Origin of the sequence: Pseudomonas sp. NPDC089741, assembly GCF_044748825.1 — a bacterium.
Lineage (GTDB): Bacteria > Pseudomonadota > Gammaproteobacteria > Pseudomonadales > Pseudomonadaceae > Aquipseudomonas > Aquipseudomonas helmanticensis.
This window is the reverse complement of the sequence record NZ_JBIVGT010000033.1, coordinates 20,286-42,288: the sequence shown is the minus strand read 5'-3', so window position 1 is coordinate 42,288 and position 22,003 is coordinate 20,286. Positions and strand designations below refer to the sequence as shown.

Below are 22,003 nucleotides of genomic sequence, written 5' to 3'. Positions count from 1 at the left end.
CGCAGCCTTCGGCAGCTCCTACATTGGAATGCGCTTTCCTGTAGGAGCTGCCGAAGGCTGCGATCTTTTGCTTTCAGGGCTTAATAATCATCCCCGCGCAGGGTCACATCCTTCTCGACCATCGGCGCATTCGGGTCGTGCCCTTCGGGGAATTTGCCTTTCAGATTCCATGCAAACGCGATGATCTCGGCAATCGTGCGGTACAGCTCTTCGGGAATGCTGTCGCCCAATTCCATCCGCGCCAACAGGCGCACCAGCTCGGCGTTCTCGTAGATCGGCACTTCACAGTCGCGAGCAATGCGCAGGATTTCTTCGGCCAGTTCTTCATCACCCTTGGCGGTGAGTGTCGGCGCGTGGTTGCCGTCGTATTTGAGGGCGATGGCCTGGCGTGGGGCAGTGGAATTGTTCATGCGGTTTCGTCGACCCAGCGGTGTTCGAGACGGGTTTGGTTGCCTTGCGGCGGGGTGCCGAGATGGCAATCGATATCGCCGACGTTCAACCCGCGATCAAGCAGACGCTGGCGCAGGGCGAACAGATTGCTTTCAATCAGATCGGCGGTGTACTGCCGTTCGGCCCAGAGCTGGCTCGACAGGCTGCCGGCGATCAACTGCGCCTGAATCTGCATTGGCCCGAGCGGTTCCATGTCGAACGCCAGATCGACGCGCCACAGTTGTTGCCGGGGCTCGTGTTCCTCGCGGCGCTCGTTCGGTTGCGGTTCGCGTTCCGGGGCTTCTTCGCGCTGGAACTTGACCTGCAACGGCACGATGTCCTGCAGGTTGCGCATGGGGATTTCCAACTGCCAGGTGCTGAGCAAGCGGCCGTCGTCGGTGACGCCGGTCTGTTCCAGGCTCGACAGTTGATGGCTTTGCAGGCGCGAAACAGCGGCAGCGGCGAGGCGCAGCAACTGTTCCAGATCGCCTTCGCCTTCCAGATTTTGCAGCAAGCGGTCGGGCAGGGGGAAGCTGCTCGGCAGCGGTTTTGCGCTGACCTGGCCGAGGGTGCCGAGCGCGTTACGGACGAAATTCGGTAGCGCCTGCGCCAGCGTATTGGCGGCGATGATCGCATTGAAACTGGTGCTGCTCGGCAAGCCCGGCGTCAGTTGCGCGATCAGCTTGAGCAGATCGGCTTTCATGTCTGGCGCCAGTGTCGGGGTCTGCCCGGTCAGCAGTTTCGCTTCGAGGAACGCGCCGCTGTTGGCCAGGGCCTGCGCGACACCTTTGGCGGTGCTCAATTGCTGCACGTCGGGCAGGCTGGCCAGCAACTTGTCGACCATGGCGCGCAAATCCTGCGAGGTCTGATCGGTGTCGGCCGGCAGGTTTTGCAGCGCGTTCAACACACCTGTCAGGGAAGCCTGACGACTTTGCTGGCCAAGCAATTGCTGGCTGACGGCGAGCTGCTCCTGACGGCTGCTCAAGGGCAGGAATTTCAGCGTTTGCGCATCTTCGACCAAGGCCGAGAGCAGGGTGCCGATGCGCAGCGGTTGCGGGCTGTCGAGGGTCAGCGTGCTGCCGCTCTGGGCGGTGTTGAGCAACGTCACCAGCGAGCGAAACACCGTTGCTTGCCCCGGCGTCTGCGGCAGCACTTGCGAGGTCAGCACTTTGCCTTGCAACAGGGTGCCGACCGGCAATTGTGCCGTGTCGATGCGGGTGAGGGCGGCAACACTGCTGGCGATGGCTTGCTGCACGGTAATCGCCAGATTGCCCGCCGATGGCTGGGTGATCGCGAGGCTGGTGCCCTGGGGCAGCGGCAGATTGCTGGTCGCTTGCACGGTGGTCTGGCGACCGTTGTCGAGCGTCACCTTGAGCAACAGTTGAAAGGTCTGATCCGCCTGCTTGAGCGACAACACCTCGGCCTTGGCGCTTTGCCCCGCGTCGATCAAGCCTTCGACCGGGGTCAGCAGCTTGAGCAACTCACCGACCTGCGGGCGAACGGTCGCCTGGGTGGCTGGCGGGAGCGGGAGGATGTTCATTTCGCCTGTCATACGCGGACACAACCTGAGGAAATTGCACTCTTGAGAGTAAGGCACGGCATGTATAATGCCGCCCGTCTTGCGCTTCGTTCAAAAAACATAGCAATTGTTTGACGCAGCTCTCTAGATCGAGCCGTCATTGCATTTATGCTGCATCTCTTTAACGGCCGCGCCAGAGCCGACTTGAACCGTATAAGGCCCGTGATCCCTTGACCAGTCCTGTCCTGCAAACCGTTGCCCTCGCGTGTGAACGTGATCTCAGGCTGCTCTTCGAAAATCTCGAATTGAGACTGGCCAGTGGCGATATGGTGCAGATCAGCGGTCCCAACGGCAGCGGTAAAACCAGTTTGTTGCGTTTGTTGGCCGGGCTGATGCAGCCGACCGACGGTCAAGTCCTGCTCAACGGTCTGCCGCTCGCCGAACAACGCAGCGAACTGGCGCGCAACCTGTTGTGGATCGGCCACGCCGCCGGGATCAAGGACCTGCTGACCCCGGAAGAGAACCTGTCGTGGCTCTGCGCCCTGCATCATCCCGCTGAACGCCAGGCCATCTGGCAAGCGCTGGCAGCAGTAGGATTGCGCGGCTTCGAAGATGTTCCCTGCCACAGCCTGTCTGCCGGTCAGCAACGACGCGTGGCGCTGGCGCGGTTGTATCTCGACAGCCCGCCGCTGTGGATTCTCGATGAGCCGTTCACCGCGCTGGACAAACAGGGCGTGGCGCAACTCGAAGAGCACCTGGCGGCTCACTGCGAGCGCGGCGGCCTGGTCGTGCTGACCACGCACCACACGCTGAGCCGAATGCCGGCCGGTTATCGTGATATCGATCTGGGGAACTGGGCAGTATGAGTGTCTTCGGCCTGCTGGTTGCCCGTGAATCCCGACTGCTGTTTCGCCGCCCGGCGGATCTGGCCAATCCGCTGATTTTCTTCGCCATCGTCATCGCTTTGTTCCCGCTGGCCGTCGGCCCGGAAACTCAAGTGTTGCAAAACCTGTCCCCCGGGTTAGTCTGGGTGGCGGCGCTTTTGTCGGTCCTGCTCTCGCTGGACGGGCTTTTCCGCAGTGATTTCGAAGACGGATCCCTGGAACAGTGGGTCCTTTCGTCGCACCCGTTACCACTTCTGGTATTGGCCAAGGTACTGGCACACTGGCTTTTCTCCGGCCTGGCACTGGTTTTGCTCTCACCTCTGCTGGCGTTGATGCTCGGTTTGCCTGCCGCCTGTCTGCCGGTTTTGCTGCTTTCGTTGCTGCTGGGAACACCGGTGCTGAGCTTGCTCGGCGCGGTGGGCGCGGCGCTGACGGTCGGTTTGAAACGTGGCGGCCTGTTGCTGGCGCTGCTGATTCTGCCGTTGTACATCCCGGTGTTGATTCTTGGCAGTGGCGCCTTGCAGGCAGCCCTCCAAGGCATGCCGGCGACCGGGTATCTGCTGTGGCTTGGTAGCCTGACCGCCCTGGCGATCACCCTGACACCTTTTGCAATAGCTGCTGGCCTGAAGATCAGCGTCGGCGAATAATGAGGTCTGGTTAAAATTTAACCAGCAAAGACCCTGAGACTGCTCACACCGATGAGCGGCACCCGTGATGGAAACAGTATGAACTGGACCTGGTTTCACAAGCTCGGCTCGCCCAAGTGGTTCTACGGCATCAGCAGCAAGTTGCTGCCGTGGTTGAGCATCGCAGCGTTGCTGCTGATTGGTGTCGGCGTCGTCTGGGGCCTGGCCTTCGCGCCGCCGGATTATCAGCAAGGCAACAGCTTTCGCATCATCTACATCCACGTGCCTGCCGCGATGCTCGCTCAGTCGATCTACGTGATGCTGGCGGTGTGCGGTGTGGTCGGGCTGGTGTGGAAGATGAAACTGGCTGACGTCGCCCTGCAATGCGCCGCACCGATCGGTGCGTGGATGACCGCTGTGGCGCTGGTCACCGGGGCGATCTGGGGCAAACCGACCTGGGGTTCATGGTGGGTCTGGGACGCACGCCTGACCTCGATGCTGATTCTGCTGTTCCTGTATTTCGGTGTGATCGCGCTGGGCAATGCCATCAGCAACCGCGACAGTGCCGCCAAGGCCTGCGCGGTGCTGGCCATCGTTGGTGTGATCAATATCCCGATCATCAAGTACTCGGTGGAGTGGTGGAACACCCTGCACCAGGGCGCGACCTTCACCCTCACCGAAAAACCGGCAATGCCGGCAGAAATGTGGCTGCCGCTGCTGCTGACAGTGCTGGGTTTCTACTGCTTCTTCGGCGCCGTACTGCTGTTGCGCATGCGTCTTGAAGTGCTCAAACGCGAAGCCCGCGCCAGTTGGGTGAAAGCAGAAGTGCAGAACAGTCTGGAGGCCGCTCGATGAGTTTTGCTTCATTCGGCGACTTTCTCGCCATGGGCCATCATGGCCTGTATGTCTGGACGGCCTACGGCATCTGCCTGGCCGTACTGGCCTTCAACGTGGCGGCGCCGATCCTGGCCCGCAAGCGGTATCTGCAACAAGAGGCGCGACGTCTGCGCCGGGAGAACGGCAAGTGAATCCGCTGCGCAAGAAACGTCTGATCATCATTCTGGCCATTCTGGTCGGGGTCGGCGCTGCCGTCGGCCTGGCCCTCAGCGCCCTGCAGCAGAACATCAATCTGTTCTACACCCCGACCCAGATCGCCAACGGCGAAGCGCCGCAAGACACGCGCATCCGCGCCGGTGGCATGGTCGAGAAAGGCTCGCTGCAACGTTCGCCGGATTCGCTCGACGTCAAATTCATCGTCACCGATTTCAACAAATCCGTGACCATCACCTATCGCGGTATCCTCCCGGACCTGTTCCGCGAAGGGCAGGGCATCGTCGCGCTGGGCAAGATCAACGCCGACGGCGTGGTGGTGGCCGATGAAGTGCTGGCCAAGCACGACGAGAAGTACATGCCGCCGGAAGTGACCAAAGCGCTGAAAGACAGTGGTCAATCCGCACCAACGCCCGCGAAGGAGGGTTGATCGATGACGTCGGCAATTTTTATTCCTGAGCTGGGTCATCTGGCGATGATTCTGGCGCTGTGTTTTGCTCTGGTGCAGGCCGTGGTGCCGTTGATTGGCGCCTGGCGCGGCGACCGTTTCTGGATGAGTCTGGCCCAGCCGGCCGCGTGGGGGCAGTTTGCATTTTTGCTGTTCGCCTTCGGCGCCTTGACCTACGCGTTCATGGTCGACGACTTCTCCGTCGCCTACGTGGCGAACAACTCGAATACCGCGTTGCCGTGGTATTACAAATTCAGCGCGGTATGGGGTGCCCACGAAGGTTCGTTACTGTTGTGGGCACTGATCCTCGGCGGCTGGACCTTTGCGGTGTCGGTATTTTCCCGGCAGTTGCCGCAAGTCATGCTCGCCAGGGTGCTGGCGGTGATGGGCATGATCAGCACCGGTTTCCTGCTGTTCCTGATCCTCACGTCCAACCCGTTCAAACGCATCCTGCCGCAAATGCCCAGCAATGGCGCTGACCTTAATCCGCTGCTGCAAGACATTGGCCTGATCGTTCACCCGCCGATGTTGTACATGGGCTACGTCGGCTTTTCCGTGGCGTTCGCCTTCGCCATCGCCGCGTTGATGGGCGGTCGACTTGATGCTGCGTGGGCACGCTGGTCGCGCCCGTGGACCATTGTCGCCTGGGCCTTCCTCGGTATCGGCATCACCCTCGGTTCATGGTGGGCGTACTACGAACTCGGCTGGGGCGGCTGGTGGTTCTGGGATCCGGTGGAAAACGCATCGTTCATGCCTTGGCTGGTCGGCACTGCGCTGATTCACTCGCTGGCGGTCACGGAAAAACGTGGCGTGTTCAAGAGCTGGACGGTGTTGCTGGCGATTGCCGCATTCTCGCTGAGCCTGCTCGGTACGTTCCTCGTACGTTCTGGTGTGCTGACCTCGGTGCACGCATTTGCCTCGGACCCTGAGCGCGGCGTGTTCATCCTGATCTTCCTGCTGTTCGTGGTCGGCGGCTCGCTGACGCTGTTCGCCCTGCGCGCGCCAGTGGTGAAGAGTCAGGTCGGTTTCAATCTGTGGTCGCGGGAAACCCTGCTGCTGGGCAACAACCTGGTGCTGGTGGTGGCCGCGTCGATGATCCTGCTCGGCACGCTGTACCCGCTGATTCTCGATGCGCTGAGCGGCGCGAAAATGTCGGTTGGCCCGCCGTACTTCAATGCGCTGTTCATTCCGTTGATGGCGTTGCTGATGATGGTCATGGCGGTCGGCGTGATCGTCCGTTGGAAGGACACGCCGATGAAATGGCTGGGCAGTATGCTCACACCAGTGCTGCTCGGCAGCGTCGCGCTGGCGGTGGTGGCTGGTGTCGCTTATGGCGATTTCAACTGGGCGGTGATCGCGACTTTCCTGCTCGCTGCCTGGGTTCTGCTCGCCGGCGCCCGCGACATCGTCGACAAGACTCGCCACAAAGGCTTGATCAAAGGCCTGCCGACGCTGACCCGCAGCTACTGGGGCATGCAGATCGCCCACCTCGGCATCGCTGTTTGCGCGCTGGGCGTGGTGTTATCGAGCCAGAACAGTGCCGAACGCGACTTGCGTCTGGCGCCGGGCGAGTCGATGGACCTGGCCGGTTATCACTTCATCTTCGAAGGCGCCAAACACTTCGAAGGGCCGAACTTCACGTCCGACAAAGGCACGATTCGCGTTATTCGTGACGGCAAGGAAGTCAGCGTGCTGCACCCGGAAAAACGTCTGTACACCGTGCAGAACTCGGTGATGACCGAAGCCGGGATCGACGCCGGTTTCACCCGCGACCTCTACGTCGCCCTCGGCGAACCGCTGGAAAACGGCGCCTGGGCTGTGCGCGTGCACGTCAAACCGTTCGTGCGCTGGATCTGGTTCGGCGGTCTGCTCACCGGGTTCGGTGGTTTGCTGGCGGCGCTGGATCGACGTTATCGGGTCAAGGTGAAAGCCAAGGTGCGTGAAGCCCTGGGCATGACGGGAGCGGCTGCATGAGACGTTGGTTGATGCTGGTGCCATTGGCGATTTTCCTGCTGGTGGCGGTATTTCTTTATCGCGGTCTGTACCTCGATCCGGCGGAGCTGCCGTCGGCGATGATCAACAAACCGTTCCCGGAGTTTTCCCTGCCAAACGTGCAGGGCGACAAGAGCCTGACCAAGGCTGACATTCTCGGCAAACCGGCACTGGTCAACGTCTGGGGAACCTGGTGCATTTCCTGCCGGGTCGAGCATCCGGTGCTGAACAAACTCGCCGAGCGCGGCGTGGTGATCTACGGCATCAATTACAAGGACACCAACGCCGATGCCTTGAAGTGGCTGGCCGAGTTCCACAATCCGTACGTGCTGGATATCCGTGATGACGAAGGCTCGCTGGGCCTGAATCTCGGCGTCTACGGCGCGCCGGAAACCTTCTTCATCGACGCCAAGGGCATCATTCGCGACAAGTACGTCGGCGTGATCGATGAACAGGTCTGGCGCGAAAAACTCGCGGCCAAATACCAGGCGCTGGTTGATGAGGCCAAGCCATGAAGCGCTTTCTGGCTGCGCTGGTATTGGGATTGAGTCTGATCGGCGTGGCGCATGCCGCGATCGACACCTACGAGTTTGCCAAAGAAGGTGATCGAGAGCGTTTCCGCGAGCTGACCAAGGAACTGCGCTGCCCCAAATGCCAGAACCAGGACATCGCCGACTCCAACGCGCCGATTGCCGCTGACCTGCGCAAAGAGATTTTCCGCATGCTCGGCGAGGGCAAGGACAACCAGCAGATCATCGACTTCATGGTGGATCGCTACGGTGATTTCGTCCGCTACAAACCGGCGCTGAATGCCAAGACCGCGCTGCTGTGGTTTGGCCCGGCCGGTTTGTTGCTCGGTGGTTTGGTGGTAATCGCGGTGATCGTCCGCCGTCGTCGCGGCCAGCGCGCCGAGACCCCGCAAGCGCTGTCCATCGAAGAGCGTCAGCGCCTCGACCAACTGTTGGATAAAAACCAAGAATGATTGATTTCTGGCTTGCCGCAGGGCTGTTGCTTCTGGTCGCCCTGAGTTTTCTGCTGATCCCGGTTCTGCGCGAACGTCGCGCCCAGCGTGAAGAGGATCGTACTGCCCTGAACGTTGCGCTGTATCAGGAGCGCGTCGCCGAGTTGCAATCGCAACAGGCTGAAGGCGTGCTCGACGCTGCACAAATGGACAGCGGTCGTGCCGAGGCTGCGCGTGAGTTGCTGGCGGATACCGAAGGCGTTGCTGCGCCACGAGTGTCGAAGCTGGGTAAACCGTTGCCGTTGTTGGCCGCTGTATTGGTGCCAGTGCTTGGCTTGGGTCTTTATATGCATTTCGGTGCTGTCGACAAGGTCGAGCTGACCCGCGAATTCGCCCAGGCGCCGCAGTCGATGGAAGAGATGACCCAGCGTCTGGAGCGTGCTGTCGCGGCGCAACCGGATTCCGCTGAAGGTCTGTACTTCCTCGGCCGTACCTACATGGCGCAAGAGCGTCCGGCGGATGCGGCGAAGATGTTCGAACGCGCCGCCAATCTGGCTGGTCGTCAGCCGGAACTGCTCGGGCAGTGGGCGCAGGCGCAGTATTTCGCCGACGGCAAGAAGTGGTCGGCGAAGATCCAGACGCTGACCGACGAAGCGCTGAAGGCCGATCCGAAAGAAGTCACCAGCCTCGGTCTGCTCGGCATCGCCGCGTTCGAAGGCGAGCGTTATCAGCAAGCCATCGATTACTGGAACCGTCTGCTCGCGCAACTGCCACCGGACGACAAATCCCGTGACGCGCTGCAAGGCGGGATCAAGCGCGCCGCCGAACGTCTGGAAGCCAGCGGTGGCAAAGTCGCTGAGGCACCTGTAGCTGCGAAAGCCGCACTGTTGAAAGTCAGCGTCGATCTGGCCAGCGAGCTCAAAGGCAAAGTGCAACCGGGCGACAGCGTGTTCATCTTCGCCCGCGCGACGTCCGGCCCACCAGCGCCGCTGGCAGCCAAGCGCCTGACCGTGGCGGATCTGCCAGTGACCGTGGAACTGGGCGATGCCGATGCAATGATGCCGCAGTTGAAACTGTCGAACTTCCCTGAAGTCCAACTGGTTGCGCGCGTCTCACGGGCTGGTCAACCGACCGCCGGTGAATGGGTGGGTCGCAGCGGCCCGCTGGCCAGCAGCACCACCGCGCCACAAAAACTGACCATCGACAGCCCGGATCAATAACCGGGCACAACAGGAAAGCACCGCCATGCACACCATCGCCCGAATCACAGTCCTCACACTGGCCCTGGGCTTGAGTGCATGTGCGGTGCAACGCCCGGAACCGACCACCCACCTGCCGCCGATCCCGCCGTCGCAACCGAGCCCGACCCCGTCGACCTCGCCGACCCCAGGCAAAAGCATCCCGGCGAAACCGGCCAAACCGGTCCCGCGCACCTCGGCCAGCTTCGCCCCACCACCGGGCGGCAACAGCCACTGGGACCAGAAACTCGGCGTCTACGTCCTCGACGACCAGACCAACACCTTCTACCGCCAACGCACCTACTACCGCTGGAACAACGGCTGGAGCCGCTCGATCAGCCCTAACGGCCCGTGGGAAGACACCAACATCCACGGCGTGCCACCGGGGCTGGGCAAGCAGTTCGGGCAGTGAATGAAAACGGCGATCTTCGGATCGCCGTTTTTTGTCTGTCGATTGCGTTGGCGATTTCACAGGATCGCGCGGTAGCTGCCGAGCGCGTGAATCGACTTCTTCAATCCCTGACGCTGCAGCAAACTCAGAAATGATTCGACGTCCATCGCGGGTGTTTTCAATTGCTTTCGCTGTCGTTGAGCGGCTGCGATCACTGCAGCCGAATCCAGATGAAACAGATTTTCGACGAATTCATCTGGATGCTGCGCCTCGATACCAAAAGGGGCGAGATGCTCATCGGGAAAATCTTTCAAATTGAATGTGACGATAACGCCTGCACCGCAACGTATCGCGGCTGCCAGAACATGGCGGTCATCTGGATCCGGCAGTGACAGTCCGGTTACAAGATCCTCATAGTCCGAGACGCATGCATCAGGGATGGCGCGATCCATCAGTTCCGACGTGCGGTCCAGTTGCTGCATGGTCAAGTCAGTGCGGTTCTTTAGTAGGTTGCGTTTCCATTCGCCGTGAATCTCCTTTGTCCATCGCGCCCGAAATCTTCCTGAGAGGGCGAGCCACATCAGGAAATCTCGCAACGGGGCTGGGTATAAAACACATGCATCGTATACAGCGGTGAAAGAGGAATGCCTCACTCGTATCCTGTCCTTAATACTTGTGCCTGCTCCGCGAGTAGCGCCATTGCCTGCTCGCTGGCGGTGTCGCGCCGGGTTTTATAGTCCATCAAATCGGCAAAGCGCACACGTCGGTGCTTGCCGGTTTTGTGGTAGGAAATCTCGCCGCTTTCCAGCAGCTTTATCATGTGCGGGCGTGAGACGTTAAGCAGGTCAGCGGCTTCCTGGGTGGTGAGTTCGGCATGAATCGGCACGACTTTGACGGCATTGCCTTCTGCCAGCGCCGCAAGAATGTCGACGAGAAGGCGCAGGGCGGAGGTGGGCAGTTCGACACGGTGCGCCTCGTTCTGCTCATCGAAGATCTGGATGTGCTGGGTTTCGAATTCAGTCGCCAGGTAAGCGGCCAGGGCGCGTTGGCCTTCGATGGCTGCTTTTATTTCGCGCTCTACGGGAAGGTTGATAGGAGGATGAACAATGATCGACATGATTTTTCCGACATGTTAATAATGAATGTCGGAACTTTATTCGAAATAAACGAAAATCGCAATAAACGAAACGCTCGGTATTAATGCTCGTCGATCAGAATCCCCTGCACATACTCAACAAACGCCCGCGCCTTGGCACTCGCCATTCTTCCCGTTGGAAACACCGCCCACAAATCCAGATCGGGCAGTGTCCAGTCGTGCATAACGGTTTTCACCGCGCCGCTGGCCAGTTCCGGGGCGAACATCCATTCGGAGGCGATTGTCAGGCCCTGATCGGCCAGTACAGCTTCGCGTACGCCCTCGGCCGCGCTGACGCGCAAACGTCCGCTGAGGATCACCGATTGTTGCTCCGCGCCTTTGGCGAACTGCCAAGTGGTGCCGCCGCCGAGGTTGTAGACGACGGCCTGGTGTTTGCTCAATTCGGCGGGGCAGCTCGGTTCGCCGTGCTTGGCAAAGTAGGCCGGTGTGCCAAGCACCACGCGGCGGCAGTCGGCGATCTTGCGGGCGGTGAGCCCCGAATCGTTGAGCGCACCCATGCGCAAAGCTACATCGATGCCTTCTTCAACCAGATTGATGTTGCGGTCGTCGAGCATCAGGTCGATGTTCAGTTGTGGGTGCTGATCGAGGAACGGCCCCAGTTGCGGGACGATGTGCAGGCGACCGAAGGTCACCGCGGCGCTGATGCGCAAGTTGCCGCTCAAGCCGCTGGCGATGCCGCGCGCAGCGTTGTCGGCCTCGTCGGCTTCTTCGATGGCGCGTTTGGCCCGTTCGAAAAAAGCCAGTCCGGCTTCGGTCGGGGTCAGGCCGCGCGTCGAGCGCAGGAGCAGGCTGACGGCCAAGCGTTTTTCCAGCGCGGCGATGGTTTTCGATACCGCTGGCTGGCCGATATTCAGACGTCGCGCGGCGGCGGAAAACGAGCCGGTTTCGACGACGTAGATGAAGGTTTCCATGACGGCGAGGCGGTCCATCAATGCTCCTTATCGTGGATCCCTGTGGGAGCGAGCCTGCTCGCGAAAGCGGTGTATCAGCAACATCAATGTGTCTGACATACCGTATTCGCGAGCAGGCTCGCTCCCACAGAGGATTTGGGGTGTTGATCAGAATGCGGCTTTGCCGACTGATGCGCCGCCATCGACGAACAAGGTTTGCCCGGTGATGAAGCCGCTTTGCTCCGACAGCAGAAACGCAATCGCCGAGGCAATCTCTTCCGGCTGCCCCAGCCGTCCCATCGGCACCCCGGCCAGATAGCGCGCCTCACCCTCGCTGCCCGGCGGATTGTTGGCGCGAAACAGTTCGGTCTCGGTCGGCCCCGGTGCAACCGCGTTCACAGTGATCCCGGTCTGCGCCAGCTCCAGCGCCCACGAGCGGGTGAAGCTGACCAACGCCGCTTTCGCCGCCGCATACGCCGTGCGCTGGGTGATGCCCAGCACCGTCAGGCTGGAAATATTCACCACCCGACCCCAACCCCGCGTGCGCATCCCCGGCAACAACGCCTGCGTGGCCTGCAACGCTGAATGCAGGTTCACCCGCATCACGTCGTCGAAGGCATCCAGATCGATATCGCCCAACGCCTGCGGGCGCACCAGCCCGACGTTATTCACCAGCCCATCGAACTCATAAGTGCGCGCCAACTCCGCGAGCACATCTGCAGTGAGCTTGCGATCGCTCAGATCCAGCGGGAACAGAATCCCCGGGAAACTCAAATCGGGGTGGCGAGCAATCCCCACCACCCGATGCCCGGCGCGATCCAGATGTTCGGCCAACGCGCGGCCAATGCCTTTGCTGGCGCCGGTGATGAGGAAAGTACGGCGGGTCATGGCAACTCCAGGGCAAGTCATCGATTCAGCCACGCAATGCATCCAGCATCGCGTCAGGCTCGGGACGCTGAGTGTAATCCGGGTTGACCTCGGCGTAACGAATCACACCGTCCTGACCGATCACATAGCGGGCCGGCATCGGCAAGGTCCAGGCCGGATCATCGTTGAAGGTCGGCAGATCATTGCGCAGATTCTTGTACAGCTCGATCAGGTAGGGCGGCAGTTCGAAGCGCAGGCCGAAGGCTGCCGCGACGTCATTGCGCGGGTCGTTGAGGATAGGGAATTGCAGTTCGTTGATGCGTTGCGACTTGCGACTGTTGGCAGCGATCTGCGGTGAAATCGCCAGCAGACTTGCCCCGGCATCTTGAATTGCCGGCAGAAAAGCCTGCAATGCTTGCAGCTCCATGTTGCAGTACGGGCACCAGACGCCGCGATAAAACGTCAGCACCAGCGGCCCCTGCGCCAGTTTATCGGCGGAAGAGACCGCATTACCCTCAGGATCTTTCAGAGTGAACAGCGGCGCCATGTCGCCGACCTTCAAGGCACTGTTGGCAGCACCGGAGGCAATCAATTCGGCGGTGGCCCGCTCCATCACCGGGTGGATATCGGCAGGGGCGTTGTAAGGCGGTTTGCCGGCCTTGAAGTCAGCTTTGAAGGCATCGAGTTTTGCTTGCAGGGTCATGGTCGAAAGTCCTGAAGAAACGCCGGTAGTGGCTGGGTTCAAGAGTGACCGTCATACGGGTGCAGGGGAACGCCGGTGCGGGGCATAGCATTCATGCTCGGGCGGAATGAGTGAAAATTCACACCCTGCAAAACAACCGGACGTCGCTTTAGGGTTTTCTGTACTTGAATAAAGATAACTCTAGGGTTATTTTTAAAAGACCGGGCCAAGGAGGCAATTGGTGCAGAGCAGGCAATTGATCAAGGAGCTGGAGGAGGCTGGGTGGGTGCTGGATCGGATCACCGGCAGTCATCACATCTTCACTCACCGATACAACCCGTACACGATTCCCGTCCCTCACCCGAAAAAGAATTTGCCGCTGGGGACGGTCAAAAGCATCAGGAGGCGTGCCGGGCTGTACAACCCGCCAGCCAGTTACCAAGGAGATCCATAATGCAATATCCAATCTGCATTGAATGGGGTGACGAAAATACCGCCATTGGTATTCAGATCCCCGATATTCCCGGCGCCGTTACGGCAGGGGATAGCTTTGAAGATGCCTACAATGCGGCAGTTGAAATCGCCCACATCATGCTGCAAGAGATTGTGGCGAGCGCAGAGCCGATCCCGATGCCCACTTCTGCAGCGGCGCATCGCAACAATCCGGAATTTGCCGACATGGGCTGGGGCATGCTCGAACTGGATATCTCGCCATATCTGGGCAAGACCGAGAAGGTCAACGTGACGCTCCCCGGTTACGTGATCCAGCGCATCGATCGTTATGTGCGCGAACACAACGTCAAAAGCCGCTCCTCCTTTCTGGCGGATGCGGCGATGGAAAAACTGGTTCGATATTAAGCCTCATCGCTCCCCCAGGCTAAATGAATAACCTGTGGGAGCGAGCCTGCTCGCGAAGCTTTTGACGTCTTACGCCGTCGCCAATGAACCACGCTGCGAAACACTCAAAAACCGCAACAACGCCAACAGCGGAAACGCACTCCCGACAATCACGATCCATAACCAGCCACCATGCTCATACACCGCACTGGCCACCGACGAACCAAACGCGCCGCCGATAAAGATGCTGGTCATGTACAGCGCGTTCAGACGGCCACGGCTTTTTGCGTCCAGCGAGTAGACCGCGCGCTGGCCAAGGACCATGTTCATCTGCACGCAGAAGTCGAGCACTACACCGGTTACGGCCAGACCGATGACGCTGTAGGCCGGATGAATGAAGGCGGGCAAAAAGCTCAGGCTGGCGAAGACCATGGCCAGCAACGAAGCGATGCGAGTGTGGCCGGCGTCGGCCAGACGTCCGCTGATCGGCGCGGCAATGGCACCGATGGCGCCGACCAGGGCAAAAATCGCGATTTCGCTTTGCGACAGACCATGGTTACGCGCCAGTTCCAGCGGCACGGCCGTCCAGAACAGGCTGAACGTGGCGAACATGCAGCCCTGATAAAACGCGCGCTGACGCAGCACCGGTTGCTGGCGCAACAGCGTCCACAACGAGCCGAGCAGTTGGCCATAAGTGGCGCTGTGATCAGGCTGACGCTTGGGCACGGTCAGCGCCAGCACCACGCTGATCGCTGCCATCAGTGCCGCCGCAATCATGAACATTGCCCGCCAGCCCAGGTGATCCGCGACCACGCTCGACACCGGTCGCGCCAGCAGAATACCCAGCAACAAACCGCCCATGATCCCGCCGACGACACGGCCACGGGATTCCTCCGGAGCAAGGTGCGCTGCCAGAGGAATCAGAATCTGCACCGATACTGAACTGAAACCCACCAGCAATGAGATCAGCAGAAACACATTAGGCTGATCGGTAAACGCCGCCGCCAACAGGCTGGCAATCGCCACCACGGTAGTGATGATCATCAACCGACGGTTTTCCAGCAGGTCCGCCAGCGGCACCAAAAAGAACAGGCCCAGCGCATAGCCGATCTGCGTCAGCGAGACGATGAAACTGGCCATGGTGTCGCTCAGGCCAATGTCCGGCGCGATCAGGCCGATGATTGGCTGCGCATAGTAGATGTTGGCAACGATGGCGCCGCAGCAGAAGGCGAACAGCAGCACCATGCCTCGGGTCATTGCGTGAGTGGTGGCGGTCATAAGGTTTCTCGATCCAGCGAAAGGGAATGCGGTGAGGCTATGGGACAAAGCCGAAGGGCAGAAGACGCCGTCAGTTGATATCAGTTATTCCGTTGCGGAATGACGGGCGTGGCCATTCAGGGCGAACCTTGCGTCCGACAGTTGAGGGCTGATGATACATTCACTTACATCTTCTTCGATAGCGTGCTTATGTTTGCATCGGCTTGTTCAATGTTCATCACCGGAGGATTGCAATGTTTCGTCAGAGGCTTCGCCACACCGCAACGATTGTCCTGATCAGCCTGCTGAGTGCGACGAGCGTGCAGGCTGCCGATGCACCGGGGATGCGCCTCGGTGTGCGCGGCGAGATCACCGGGGTCAGCGCCGATACCTTGAAAGTCCACGTCAACAGCGGCGAGAACGTGGTGATCCGGTTGACCGGCGACACCAAAGTTCGCGCCGTAACACTGGCTAATATCGAAGACATCAAACCCGGCAGCTACATCGGTTCGGCGGCAATACCGCAGGAAGATGGCACGCTCAAAGCTCTGGAAGTGCATGTGTTTCCGCCAGAGTTGGCGGGCAGCGGCGATGGTCATCGACCTTTCGATCTGGCCAAGGGCAGCAGCATGACCAATGGCAGCGTCGGCGATCTGGTGGTGAGCAACGGGCGGGTGCTGACGGTGAACTACAAGGGCGGGCAGCAGAAGATCCTGGTGCCGGAGGATGTGCCGATCGTCAATCTGACGCCGGGCGATAGAAGCTTGCTGAAGGTTGGAGTGAAGATTGTCACCTTCGTCACGCAAAGTGCGGACGGCACGCTGACTGCGCAATCCATCTCCGCCGGCAAGGACGGCGTCACCCCACCGATGTAATGGTTCACACAATTCCCCCTGTAGGAGCTGCCGCAGGCTGCGATCTTTTGATCTTGTTTCTAAACATCAAAGTCAAAAGATCGCAGCCTGCGGCAGCTCCTACAGAGGATCAGGTGTTACTGGCCGGTGTAAATCTGATCGAAGACACCGCCATCATTGAAGTGAGTTTTTTGCACCGTGCGCCAGTCGCCGAAGGTCTTCTCAACCGAAAGGAAATCAACTTTCGGGAAACGATCGGTGTACTTCGCCAGCACCGCCGGATCACGCGGACGCAGGTAGTTTGCCGCAGCAATCTCCTGACCTTCCGGCGACCACAGGTACTTCAGGTACTCATCCGCCGCCGCACGCGAACCTTTCTTGTCGACCACTTTGTCAACCACGGAAACCGGTGGCTCAGCCTCAGCCGAAACACTCGGGTAAATCACTTCAAACTGATCACGACCAAACTCGCGGGCAATCATTTCCGCTTCGTTTTCGAAAGTCACCAGCACGTCGCCGATCTGGTTGGTCATGAACGTGGTGGTTGCGGCGCGGCCACCGGTGTCCAGCACTGGCGCCTGCTTGAACAGTTTGCCGACGAAATCCTTGGCCTTGTTCTCGTCACCACCGTTCTTCAGCACATAACCCCAAGCCGACAGGTAGGTGTAGCGGCCGTTACCCGAAGTTTTCGGGTTTGGCACGATCACTTGCACGCCGTCCTTGAGCAGATCCGGCCAGTCTTTCAGGGCTTTCGGGTTGCCCTTGCGGACGATGAACACGGTGGCGGAGGTGAATGGCGCGCTGTTGTTCGGCAGACGCGTGACCCAGTTTTCCGGAACCAGTTTGCCGTTGTCGGCGAGGGCGTTGATGTCGGTGGCCATGTTCATGGTGATGACGTCAGCCGGCAGGCCGTCGATCACCGAGCGCGCTTGCTTGCTCGAACCGCCGAAGGACATCTGCACGGTGATGTTTTCGTTGTGCTCGGCTTGCCAGTGTTTCTGGAACGCAGTGTTGTAGTCCTTGTAGAAATCGCGCATCACGTCGTAGGAAACGTTGAGCAGCGTCGGGGCTGCCTGGGCGATGTTGGCCAAGGCCAGGCCGGCGGCGAGAAGTGAGGCGCCAAAGAGTTTTTTCACTGCGCATTCCTTGTTGTTTGCGTATGTATCGGGGGGGTGATGGTCAATTGCCACTGACTATAACGGGGCGCGCGTAGTCGCTTAAAGATTAAAAAGCTCTGTGCTTATTCCAGTTTCTTGAACAGCGCATTACCGCATCGCGAGCAGAACGCCGCGCCGTGTTCGTGGCTGTTTTTCTTGCACACCGGGCAGTCGTGTTGCAGCTGTTCGCCGCGCATGGCGTTGGCCAGCTCGGCGGTGAAAATCCCGGTCGGTACAGCGATGATCGAGTAACCGGTGATCATCACCAACGACGAAATCACCTGGCCCAGCGGGGTCTTCGGCACGATGTCGCCGAAGCCTACCGTGGTCAGTGTGACGATCGCCCAATAGATACCTTTGGGAATGCTGGTGAAGCCATGCTCCGGGCCTTCGATCACGTACATCAGCGTGCCGAACACCGTCACCAGCGTGCAGACGCTGACCAGAAACACGACGATCTTCTGCTTGCTGCCACGCAGCGCCGACATCAAATAGTTGGCTTGCTTGAGGTACGGGCTGAGCTTGAGTACGCGGAAGATCCGCAGCATGCGGATGATCCGGATGATCAGCAGGTACTGCGCATCGCTGTAATACAGGGCGAGGATGCCGGGCACGATCGCCAGCAAATCCACCAGCCCGTAAAAGCTGAAGGCGTAGCGCAATGGTTTCGGTGAGCAATACAGACGCAGGATGTACTCGCCGAGAAAGATGATCGTGAAGCCCCACTCGATGTAGGCCAGCACGTCGGCGTAGTTCTGGTGAATGCTGTCGATGCTGTCGAGCATCACGATCACCAGACTGGCGAGGATGATCAACAGCAGAATGCCGTCGAAGCGACGCCCGGCGAGGGTGTCGCTCTGGAAAATCATGACGTAGAGTCGTTCGCGCCAACTGTTGCTGCTGTCCATGGATAACGCCTGAATCGAAGATCAGCGCAGCCTAGGTTGATTCTCCCCATGAGCGCAAGGCGCACGCTCGACCGGCGTTTTGCCGAGCATCTGGATGCCGGCGCGGATCAGCCAGCCAGCGAGGATAAATGGCGCGGTCAACGTAGCGAGGCCGATGGCGGCAAACAGCGGCGTGACCAGCAGCGCGAGGACGATGCCGAACAGCGGCAACCACGGTTGTTGACGTTGCGCGGAGAAGGCAAGGGCGGCGAGCACGGCGTTGTAGCTGCCGATGCCGAGCAGCGCGACACTGGTTTCGTGGTGCAGCAGGCTGGAGCCGAGACCGATGGCCGACGCCAGCAGCGCCCAGCAGAAAGCGCGGCGATCAGCGATCAGCAAACCGATGGCGATCAGGGCGCCGGCCAGTGGATGACCGAGAAACATCACCTGGCCCAAACCACGCAGTTCGGCGGCAAGCAGGTTCAGCGTGCTCATTTCTACGTGTGTCATCGGCGCCGACGGTTCAGCGAACAGCAGCAGAACCCAGCTCATCGCCACGAACGGAGAGGTATAGGCCGGAATCGATCGGCTGCTGTAGACATGTTTGAGCCATTGCTGGGTGACCATCGCGCTCAAGCCGCCAGCGGCAAGAATCAGCGGCGGCAGCATCGGCGACCACGGGAAATACAGGCTCAGCAGCAGACCGAGCAAGATGCCGTTGTAGCTGAACAGTCCGGCCTGGCGATCAGCCTTGGCGTAGTTGCGTCGTTGCGCGGTGAGCAAACCGGCAACGGCACCGAGCAGCGCTCCGGCGAACAGCACTGGCGCCGTCAGCAGGATCGCCAACAGGCACAGCAGGCCGCACAGCGGATGGCGCTGGAGGAATATTTGACTGAAACCGTTGAGCAAAGCCTCGGCCCAGTCGGGGCAGTGGGTGTTGAAATGATTGGCAGGCATGTTGAGGAAATCTGGGCAGTTGATCGTTCCCACGCTCTGCGTGGGAATGCCTCAAAGGACGCTCTGCGTCTGCTCTTGGGACGCAGAGCGTCCCGGGCCGCATTCCCACGCAGAGCGTGGGAACGATCATGGTGGGCGGTTAAATCAATGTTTCGATACGCAGCGAGTTAGTCGACCCCGGCTGACCAAACGGCACACCGGCAGTGATCAGCAACGTGTCGCCACGCTCGGCCATGCCTTGCGCCTGGGCGATTTCCAGCGCGGTCGAACAGACTTCGTCGACCTGACGCAAGCGATCGTTGACCACCGAATGAATCCCCCACGCCACGCTCAAACGCCGTGCCGTCTGCAGGTTCGGCGTCAGGTTGAGGATCGGCGCTTTTGGCCTTTCCCGCGCGGCACGCAAACTCGATGTGCCCGACTCGCTGTAGTTGACCAGCACCGCCACTGGCAGCACGTTGCTGATGCGACGGATCGCGCAGCTGATCGCGTCGGAAACGGTCGCTTCAGCTTTCGGCCGACTGACGTCGAGCTGAGTCTGATAGTCCGGGCCGTTTTCCACCTGACGAATGATCTTGCTCATCATCTGCACGGCTTCCAGCGGGTATTCGCCGGAGGCAGTTTCTGCCGACAGCATCACCGCATCGGCGCCTTCGGCCACGGCGTTGGCAACGTCTGTCACTTCGGCGCGGGTCGGGGCAGGGGAGAAGCGCATCGACTCCAGCATCTGCGTCGCCACCACCACCGGTTTACCGAGTTCGCGGCAGGTGGTGATGATGTTTTTCTGAATCTGCGGCACGCTTTCGGCCGGCACTTCAACGCCGAGGTCGCCGCGAGCCACCATGATCGCGTCGCTCAATTCAGCGATTTCGCGCAGTTGTTCAACGGCGGAAGGCTTCTCGATTTTCGCCATCAGAAAGGCTTTGTCGCCGATCAATGCGCGGGCTTCGATGATGTCTTGCGGACGCTGCACAAACGACAGCGCGACCCAGTCCACACCCAGTTCCAGACCGAAGCTCAGGTCGCGGCGATCCTTGGCGGTCAGCGGGCTGAGGTCGAGTACCGCTTGCGGCACGTTGACGCCTTTGCGATCCGACAGTTCGCCGCCATTGAGCACGGTGGTATCGATCGCATCGTCGTACTTGGTGACTACGCGCAGACGCAGTTTGCCGTCATCGAGCAGCAAATCCATGCCGGCTTCCAGCGCAGCAACGATCTCTGGATGCGGCAGATTCACCCGGCGCTCATCGCCCGGTGTCGCGTCCAGATCCAGGCGAAATGCCTGACCGCGATGCAACTGCACCTTGCCGTCAGCGAACTTGCCGACGCGCAGTTTCGGCCCCTGCAAGTCCATCAGAATGCCCAACGGGTAGTTGAGCTGGCGCTCGACTTCGCGGATCCACTGATAGCGCTTGGCGTGGTCGGCGTGGTCGCCGTGGCTGAAGTTCAGGCGGAAGATATTGACCCCGGCCTCGACCAGTTCACGGATGTCTTCTATGCCATCGACGGCAGGCCCGAGGGTGGCGAGGATTTTGACCTTTTTATCAGGCGTCATGATTTGGAGCTCTCAAGGATCAGAATGGCGCGGAAGTCGTTGACGTTGGTGCGGGTCGGCTCGGTGACGATCAGCGCATCGAGCGCCGCGAAATAGCCGTAGCCGTTGTTGTTATCCAGCTCGTCGCTGGCGCTCAAACCGAGGGTGGCGGCGCGGGCGTAGCTGTCCGGGGTCATGATCGCGCCGGCGTTGTCTTCCGAGCCGTCGATGCCGTCGGTGTCACCGGCCAGCGCATAGACGCCGGGCTGGCCTTTGAGGTTTTCGGTCAGGCTCAGAAGGAACTCGGCGTTGCGTCCGCCACGGCCATTGCCGCGCACGGTCACGGTGGTTTCGCCGCCGGAGAGAATCACGCACGGCGCAGCCAGTGGCTGGCCGTGATTGATGATCTGGCGGGCGATGCCGGCGTGGACTTTCGCCACTTCGCGCGACTCACCCTCGAGGTCGCCGAGGATCAGCGTGCTGAACCCGGCCTGACGGCATTTCACTGCTGCGGCATCCAGCGATTGCTGCGGGCGGGCGATCAACTGGAAGTGGCTGCGCGCCAGCGACGGATCACCGGGTTTGACGGTTTCCGACTCAGGGCTTTGCAGCCAGGTGCGTACCGACGCCGGGATCTCGATGCCGTAGCGTTTGATGATCGCCAGCGCTTCAGCGGAGGTACTTGGGTCGGCCACGGTCGGGCCGGAAGCGATGACCGTGGCGAGGTCGCCGGGTACATCGGAAATCGCGTAGGTGTAGACAGTGGCAGGCCAGCAGGCCTTGCCGAGACGGCCACCCTTGATCGCCGAGAGGTGCTTGCGCACGCAGTTCATCTCGCCGATGGTCGCGCCGGATTTGAGCAGGGCTTTGTTGATCGACTGCTTGTCGGCGAGGGTGATGCCGGCGGCCGGCAACGCCAGCAGGGCAGAGCCACCACCGGAGAGCAGGAAGATCACGCGGTCGTCTTCAGTCAGGTTGCTGACCAGCTCGAGCACGCGTTTGGCCACGGCCAGACCGGCAGCGTCCGGCACCGGATGCGCGGCTTCGACCACTTCGATTTTTTCGCAGGGGGCGCCGTGACCGTAACGGGTCACCACGAGGCCGGAGACTTCACCTTGCCAGCTGCGCTCGACCACTTGCGCCATCGCGGCGGCGGCTTTACCGGCGCCGATGACGATCACCCGGCCGCTGCGATCAGCGGGCAGATGGGCTTCGAGAACCTGGTTCGGATGGGCCGCGTCGATGGCTGTGGCAAACAGCTCGCGCAGCAGTTGTTGCGGATCGACCGACATGGCGGGCTCCCAATCTTATTGTTCTTGGTTAATGCTGATGATCGTTCCCACGCGCAGCAAAGGAATGCCTCAATGGACGCTCTGCGTCCGCTTCG

26 protein-coding genes are annotated in these 22,003 nt (G+C 60.4%); 13 read left to right on the top strand and 13 right to left on the bottom strand.

The window, feature by feature from the left end:
• Positions 1–80: 80 nt before the first annotated feature.
• Positions 81–410: an EscU/YscU/HrcU family type III secretion system export apparatus switch protein gene (locus tag ACIPZE_RS23845; RefSeq protein WP_129390969.1), complete on the bottom strand. Its 330-nt coding sequence runs from the start codon at positions 408–410 to the stop codon at positions 81–83.
• Positions 407–1,981, bottom strand: a complete 1,575-nt coding sequence (locus ACIPZE_RS23840) for a flagellar hook-length control protein FliK (protein WP_283437234.1) — start codon at positions 1,979–1,981, stop codon at positions 407–409. Before ACIPZE_RS23840 ends, ACIPZE_RS23845 begins: the two co-directional genes overlap by 4 nt.
• Before the next feature lie 197 nt (positions 1,982–2,178).
• On the opposite strand from ACIPZE_RS23840, the gene ccmA reads away from it, so the two are divergent.
• The 10 genes from ccmA (at position 2,179) to ACIPZE_RS23790 (ending at position 9,559) form a co-directional block, all read left to right on the top strand.
• The gene (gene ccmA / locus ACIPZE_RS23835; protein WP_400775680.1) at positions 2,179–2,814 is read left to right on the top strand and encodes a cytochrome c biogenesis heme-transporting ATPase CcmA; all 636 of its coding nucleotides are present in this window, start codon (positions 2,179–2,181) and stop codon (positions 2,812–2,814) included.
• On the top strand, positions 2,811–3,479 hold the full coding sequence (ccmB, locus tag ACIPZE_RS23830; RefSeq protein ID WP_283437233.1) for a heme exporter protein CcmB: 669 nt from the start codon (positions 2,811–2,813) through the stop codon (positions 3,477–3,479). Before ccmA ends, ccmB begins: the two co-directional genes overlap by 4 nt.
• A gap of 78 nt (positions 3,480–3,557) precedes the next feature.
• Entirely contained in the window at positions 3,558–4,313 is a 756-nt protein-coding gene (locus ACIPZE_RS23825; protein WP_283437232.1) for a heme ABC transporter permease, read from the top strand.
• Positions 4,310–4,486, top strand: a complete 177-nt coding sequence (ccmD, locus tag ACIPZE_RS23820; protein ID WP_008083431.1) for a heme exporter protein CcmD — start codon at positions 4,310–4,312, stop codon at positions 4,484–4,486. The genes ACIPZE_RS23825 and ccmD overlap by 4 nt, the downstream gene beginning before the upstream one ends.
• Entirely contained in the window at positions 4,483–4,938 is a 456-nt protein-coding gene (ccmE, locus tag ACIPZE_RS23815) for a cytochrome c maturation protein CcmE (RefSeq protein ID WP_064117387.1), read from the top strand. The genes ccmD and ccmE overlap by 4 nt, the downstream gene beginning before the upstream one ends.
• 3 nt (positions 4,939–4,941) lie before the next feature.
• Complete coding sequence (locus ACIPZE_RS23810; protein WP_400775676.1) at positions 4,942–6,930, top strand: heme lyase CcmF/NrfE family subunit; 1,989 nt, start codon at positions 4,942–4,944, stop codon at positions 6,928–6,930.
• Positions 6,927–7,463 carry a DsbE family thiol:disulfide interchange protein gene (locus ACIPZE_RS23805; RefSeq protein WP_016987490.1) on the top strand — a complete coding sequence of 179 codons (537 nt, stop codon included), beginning with the start codon at positions 6,927–6,929 and terminating at the stop codon, positions 7,461–7,463. The genes ACIPZE_RS23810 and ACIPZE_RS23805 overlap by 4 nt, the downstream gene beginning before the upstream one ends.
• Entirely contained in the window at positions 7,460–7,930 is a 471-nt protein-coding gene (locus ACIPZE_RS23800; protein WP_400775673.1) for a cytochrome c-type biogenesis protein, read from the top strand. Before ACIPZE_RS23805 ends, ACIPZE_RS23800 begins: the two co-directional genes overlap by 4 nt.
• Positions 7,927–9,129 carry a c-type cytochrome biogenesis protein CcmI gene (gene ccmI / locus ACIPZE_RS23795; RefSeq protein ID WP_400775670.1) on the top strand — a complete coding sequence of 401 codons (1,203 nt, stop codon included), beginning with the start codon at positions 7,927–7,929 and terminating at the stop codon, positions 9,127–9,129. The genes ACIPZE_RS23800 and ccmI overlap by 4 nt, the downstream gene beginning before the upstream one ends.
• A 25-nt stretch (positions 9,130–9,154) precedes the next feature.
• Positions 9,155–9,559 carry a hypothetical protein gene (locus tag ACIPZE_RS23790; RefSeq protein WP_283437230.1) on the top strand — a complete coding sequence of 135 codons (405 nt, stop codon included), beginning with the start codon at positions 9,155–9,157 and terminating at the stop codon, positions 9,557–9,559.
• Positions 9,560–9,615: 56 nt separating this feature from the next.
• Here ACIPZE_RS23790 and ACIPZE_RS23785 read toward each other — a convergent pair whose 3' ends face one another.
• From ACIPZE_RS23785 to ACIPZE_RS23765, 5 genes are all read right to left on the bottom strand, one after another.
• A complete protein-coding gene (locus tag ACIPZE_RS23785; RefSeq protein WP_283437229.1) occupies positions 9,616–10,191 on the bottom strand; it encodes a putative toxin-antitoxin system toxin component, PIN family in 576 nt (191 codons plus the stop codon).
• Complete coding sequence (locus tag ACIPZE_RS23780) at positions 10,188–10,655, bottom strand: helix-turn-helix domain-containing protein (protein ID WP_283437228.1); 468 nt, start codon at positions 10,653–10,655, stop codon at positions 10,188–10,190. Before ACIPZE_RS23780 ends, ACIPZE_RS23785 begins: the two co-directional genes overlap by 4 nt.
• A gap of 80 nt (positions 10,656–10,735) precedes the next feature.
• Positions 10,736–11,623 carry a LysR family transcriptional regulator gene (locus ACIPZE_RS23775; RefSeq protein ID WP_283437227.1) on the bottom strand — a complete coding sequence of 296 codons (888 nt, stop codon included), beginning with the start codon at positions 11,621–11,623 and terminating at the stop codon, positions 10,736–10,738.
• Positions 11,624–11,752: 129 nt separating this feature from the next.
• Positions 11,753–12,472, bottom strand: coding sequence for an SDR family oxidoreductase (locus tag ACIPZE_RS23770; RefSeq protein ID WP_400775666.1), 720 nt, complete (start codon positions 12,470–12,472; stop codon positions 11,753–11,755).
• Between the two features lie 25 nt (positions 12,473–12,497).
• Entirely contained in the window at positions 12,498–13,154 is a 657-nt protein-coding gene (locus ACIPZE_RS23765; RefSeq protein WP_400775663.1) for a peroxiredoxin-like family protein, read from the bottom strand.
• 220 nt (positions 13,155–13,374) lie between these two features.
• Between ACIPZE_RS23765 and ACIPZE_RS23760 the strand changes: the two genes are divergently transcribed.
• Together ACIPZE_RS23760 and ACIPZE_RS23755 are read left to right on the top strand one after the other, a co-directional pair.
• Entirely contained in the window at positions 13,375–13,587 is a 213-nt protein-coding gene (locus ACIPZE_RS23760; protein ID WP_400775661.1) for a type II toxin-antitoxin system HicA family toxin, read from the top strand.
• Positions 13,587–13,991: a type II toxin-antitoxin system HicB family antitoxin gene (locus tag ACIPZE_RS23755; RefSeq protein WP_400775660.1), complete on the top strand. Its 405-nt coding sequence runs from the start codon at positions 13,587–13,589 to the stop codon at positions 13,989–13,991. Before ACIPZE_RS23760 ends, ACIPZE_RS23755 begins: the two co-directional genes overlap by 1 nt.
• A gap of 69 nt (positions 13,992–14,060) precedes the next feature.
• On the opposite strand, the gene ACIPZE_RS23750 is transcribed toward ACIPZE_RS23755, so the two are convergent.
• Positions 14,061–15,248, bottom strand: coding sequence for an MFS transporter (locus tag ACIPZE_RS23750; protein WP_400775657.1), 1,188 nt, complete (start codon positions 15,246–15,248; stop codon positions 14,061–14,063).
• 233 nt (positions 15,249–15,481) lie between these two features.
• Between ACIPZE_RS23750 and ACIPZE_RS23745 the strand changes: the two genes are divergently transcribed.
• Positions 15,482–16,102, top strand: coding sequence for a hypothetical protein (locus tag ACIPZE_RS23745; protein WP_400775655.1), 621 nt, complete (start codon positions 15,482–15,484; stop codon positions 16,100–16,102).
• Between the two features lie 116 nt (positions 16,103–16,218).
• Here the strand turns inward: ACIPZE_RS23745 and ACIPZE_RS23740 are convergent, their stop codons facing one another.
• The 5 genes from ACIPZE_RS23740 to ACIPZE_RS23720 form a co-directional block, all read right to left on the bottom strand.
• The gene (locus ACIPZE_RS23740; RefSeq protein ID WP_064117377.1) at positions 16,219–17,217 is read right to left on the bottom strand and encodes a sulfate ABC transporter substrate-binding protein; all 999 of its coding nucleotides are present in this window, start codon (positions 17,215–17,217) and stop codon (positions 16,219–16,221) included.
• A gap of 104 nt (positions 17,218–17,321) precedes the next feature.
• Positions 17,322–18,146, bottom strand: coding sequence for an ion transporter (locus ACIPZE_RS23735; RefSeq protein WP_016987501.1), 825 nt, complete (start codon positions 18,144–18,146; stop codon positions 17,322–17,324).
• A gap of 21 nt (positions 18,147–18,167) precedes the next feature.
• Positions 18,168–19,082, bottom strand: a complete 915-nt coding sequence (locus tag ACIPZE_RS23730; protein ID WP_400775652.1) for an urea transporter — start codon at positions 19,080–19,082, stop codon at positions 18,168–18,170.
• 139 nt (positions 19,083–19,221) lie between these two features.
• Entirely contained in the window at positions 19,222–20,637 is a 1,416-nt protein-coding gene (pyk, locus tag ACIPZE_RS23725; RefSeq protein WP_400775649.1) for a pyruvate kinase, read from the bottom strand.
• The gene (locus ACIPZE_RS23720) at positions 20,634–21,908 is read right to left on the bottom strand and encodes a glycerate kinase (RefSeq protein ID WP_283437220.1); all 1,275 of its coding nucleotides are present in this window, start codon (positions 21,906–21,908) and stop codon (positions 20,634–20,636) included. The genes pyk and ACIPZE_RS23720 overlap by 4 nt, the downstream gene beginning before the upstream one ends.
• Positions 21,909–22,003 lie beyond the last annotated feature (95 nt).

Bases quoted from the DNA above. Each gene is read 5' to 3' on its own strand.
- ACIPZE_RS23845 (WP_129390969.1), bottom strand. From the start codon at position 410: ATGAACAATTCCACTGCCCCACGCCAGGCCATCGCCCTCAAATACGAC.
- ACIPZE_RS23840 (WP_283437234.1), bottom strand. From the start codon at position 1,981: ATGACAGGCGAAATGAACATCCTCCCGCTCCCGCCAGCCACCCAGGCG.
- ccmB (WP_283437233.1), top strand. From the start codon at position 2,811: ATGAGTGTCTTCGGCCTGCTGGTTGCCCGTGAATCCCGACTGCTGTTT.
- ACIPZE_RS23825 (WP_283437232.1), top strand. From the start codon at position 3,558: ATGAACTGGACCTGGTTTCACAAGCTCGGCTCGCCCAAGTGGTTCTAC.
- ccmD (WP_008083431.1), top strand. From the start codon at position 4,310: ATGAGTTTTGCTTCATTCGGCGACTTTCTCGCCATGGGCCATCATGGC.
- ACIPZE_RS23810 (WP_400775676.1), top strand. From the start codon at position 4,942: ATGACGTCGGCAATTTTTATTCCTGAGCTGGGTCATCTGGCGATGATT.
- ACIPZE_RS23805 (WP_016987490.1), top strand. From the start codon at position 6,927: ATGAGACGTTGGTTGATGCTGGTGCCATTGGCGATTTTCCTGCTGGTG.
- ACIPZE_RS23800 (WP_400775673.1), top strand. From the start codon at position 7,460: ATGAAGCGCTTTCTGGCTGCGCTGGTATTGGGATTGAGTCTGATCGGC.
- ccmI (WP_400775670.1), top strand. From the start codon at position 7,927: ATGATTGATTTCTGGCTTGCCGCAGGGCTGTTGCTTCTGGTCGCCCTG.
- ACIPZE_RS23790 (WP_283437230.1), top strand. From the start codon at position 9,155: ATGCACACCATCGCCCGAATCACAGTCCTCACACTGGCCCTGGGCTTG.
- ACIPZE_RS23780 (WP_283437228.1), bottom strand. From the start codon at position 10,655: ATGTCGATCATTGTTCATCCTCCTATCAACCTTCCCGTAGAGCGCGAA.
- ACIPZE_RS23775 (WP_283437227.1), bottom strand. From the start codon at position 11,623: ATGGACCGCCTCGCCGTCATGGAAACCTTCATCTACGTCGTCGAAACC.
- ACIPZE_RS23770 (WP_400775666.1), bottom strand. From the start codon at position 12,472: ATGACCCGCCGTACTTTCCTCATCACCGGCGCCAGCAAAGGCATTGGC.
- ACIPZE_RS23765 (WP_400775663.1), bottom strand. From the start codon at position 13,154: ATGACCCTGCAAGCAAAACTCGATGCCTTCAAAGCTGACTTCAAGGCC.
- ACIPZE_RS23755 (WP_400775660.1), top strand. From the start codon at position 13,587: ATGCAATATCCAATCTGCATTGAATGGGGTGACGAAAATACCGCCATT.
- ACIPZE_RS23750 (WP_400775657.1), bottom strand. From the start codon at position 15,248: ATGACCGCCACCACTCACGCAATGACCCGAGGCATGGTGCTGCTGTTC.
- ACIPZE_RS23745 (WP_400775655.1), top strand. From the start codon at position 15,482: ATGTTTCGTCAGAGGCTTCGCCACACCGCAACGATTGTCCTGATCAGC.
- ACIPZE_RS23735 (WP_016987501.1), bottom strand. From the start codon at position 18,146: ATGGACAGCAGCAACAGTTGGCGCGAACGACTCTACGTCATGATTTTC.
- ACIPZE_RS23730 (WP_400775652.1), bottom strand. From the start codon at position 19,082: ATGCCTGCCAATCATTTCAACACCCACTGCCCCGACTGGGCCGAGGCT.
- pyk (WP_400775649.1), bottom strand. From the start codon at position 20,637: ATGACGCCTGATAAAAAGGTCAAAATCCTCGCCACCCTCGGGCCTGCC.
- ACIPZE_RS23720 (WP_283437220.1), bottom strand. From the start codon at position 21,908: ATGTCGGTCGATCCGCAACAACTGCTGCGCGAGCTGTTTGCCACAGCC.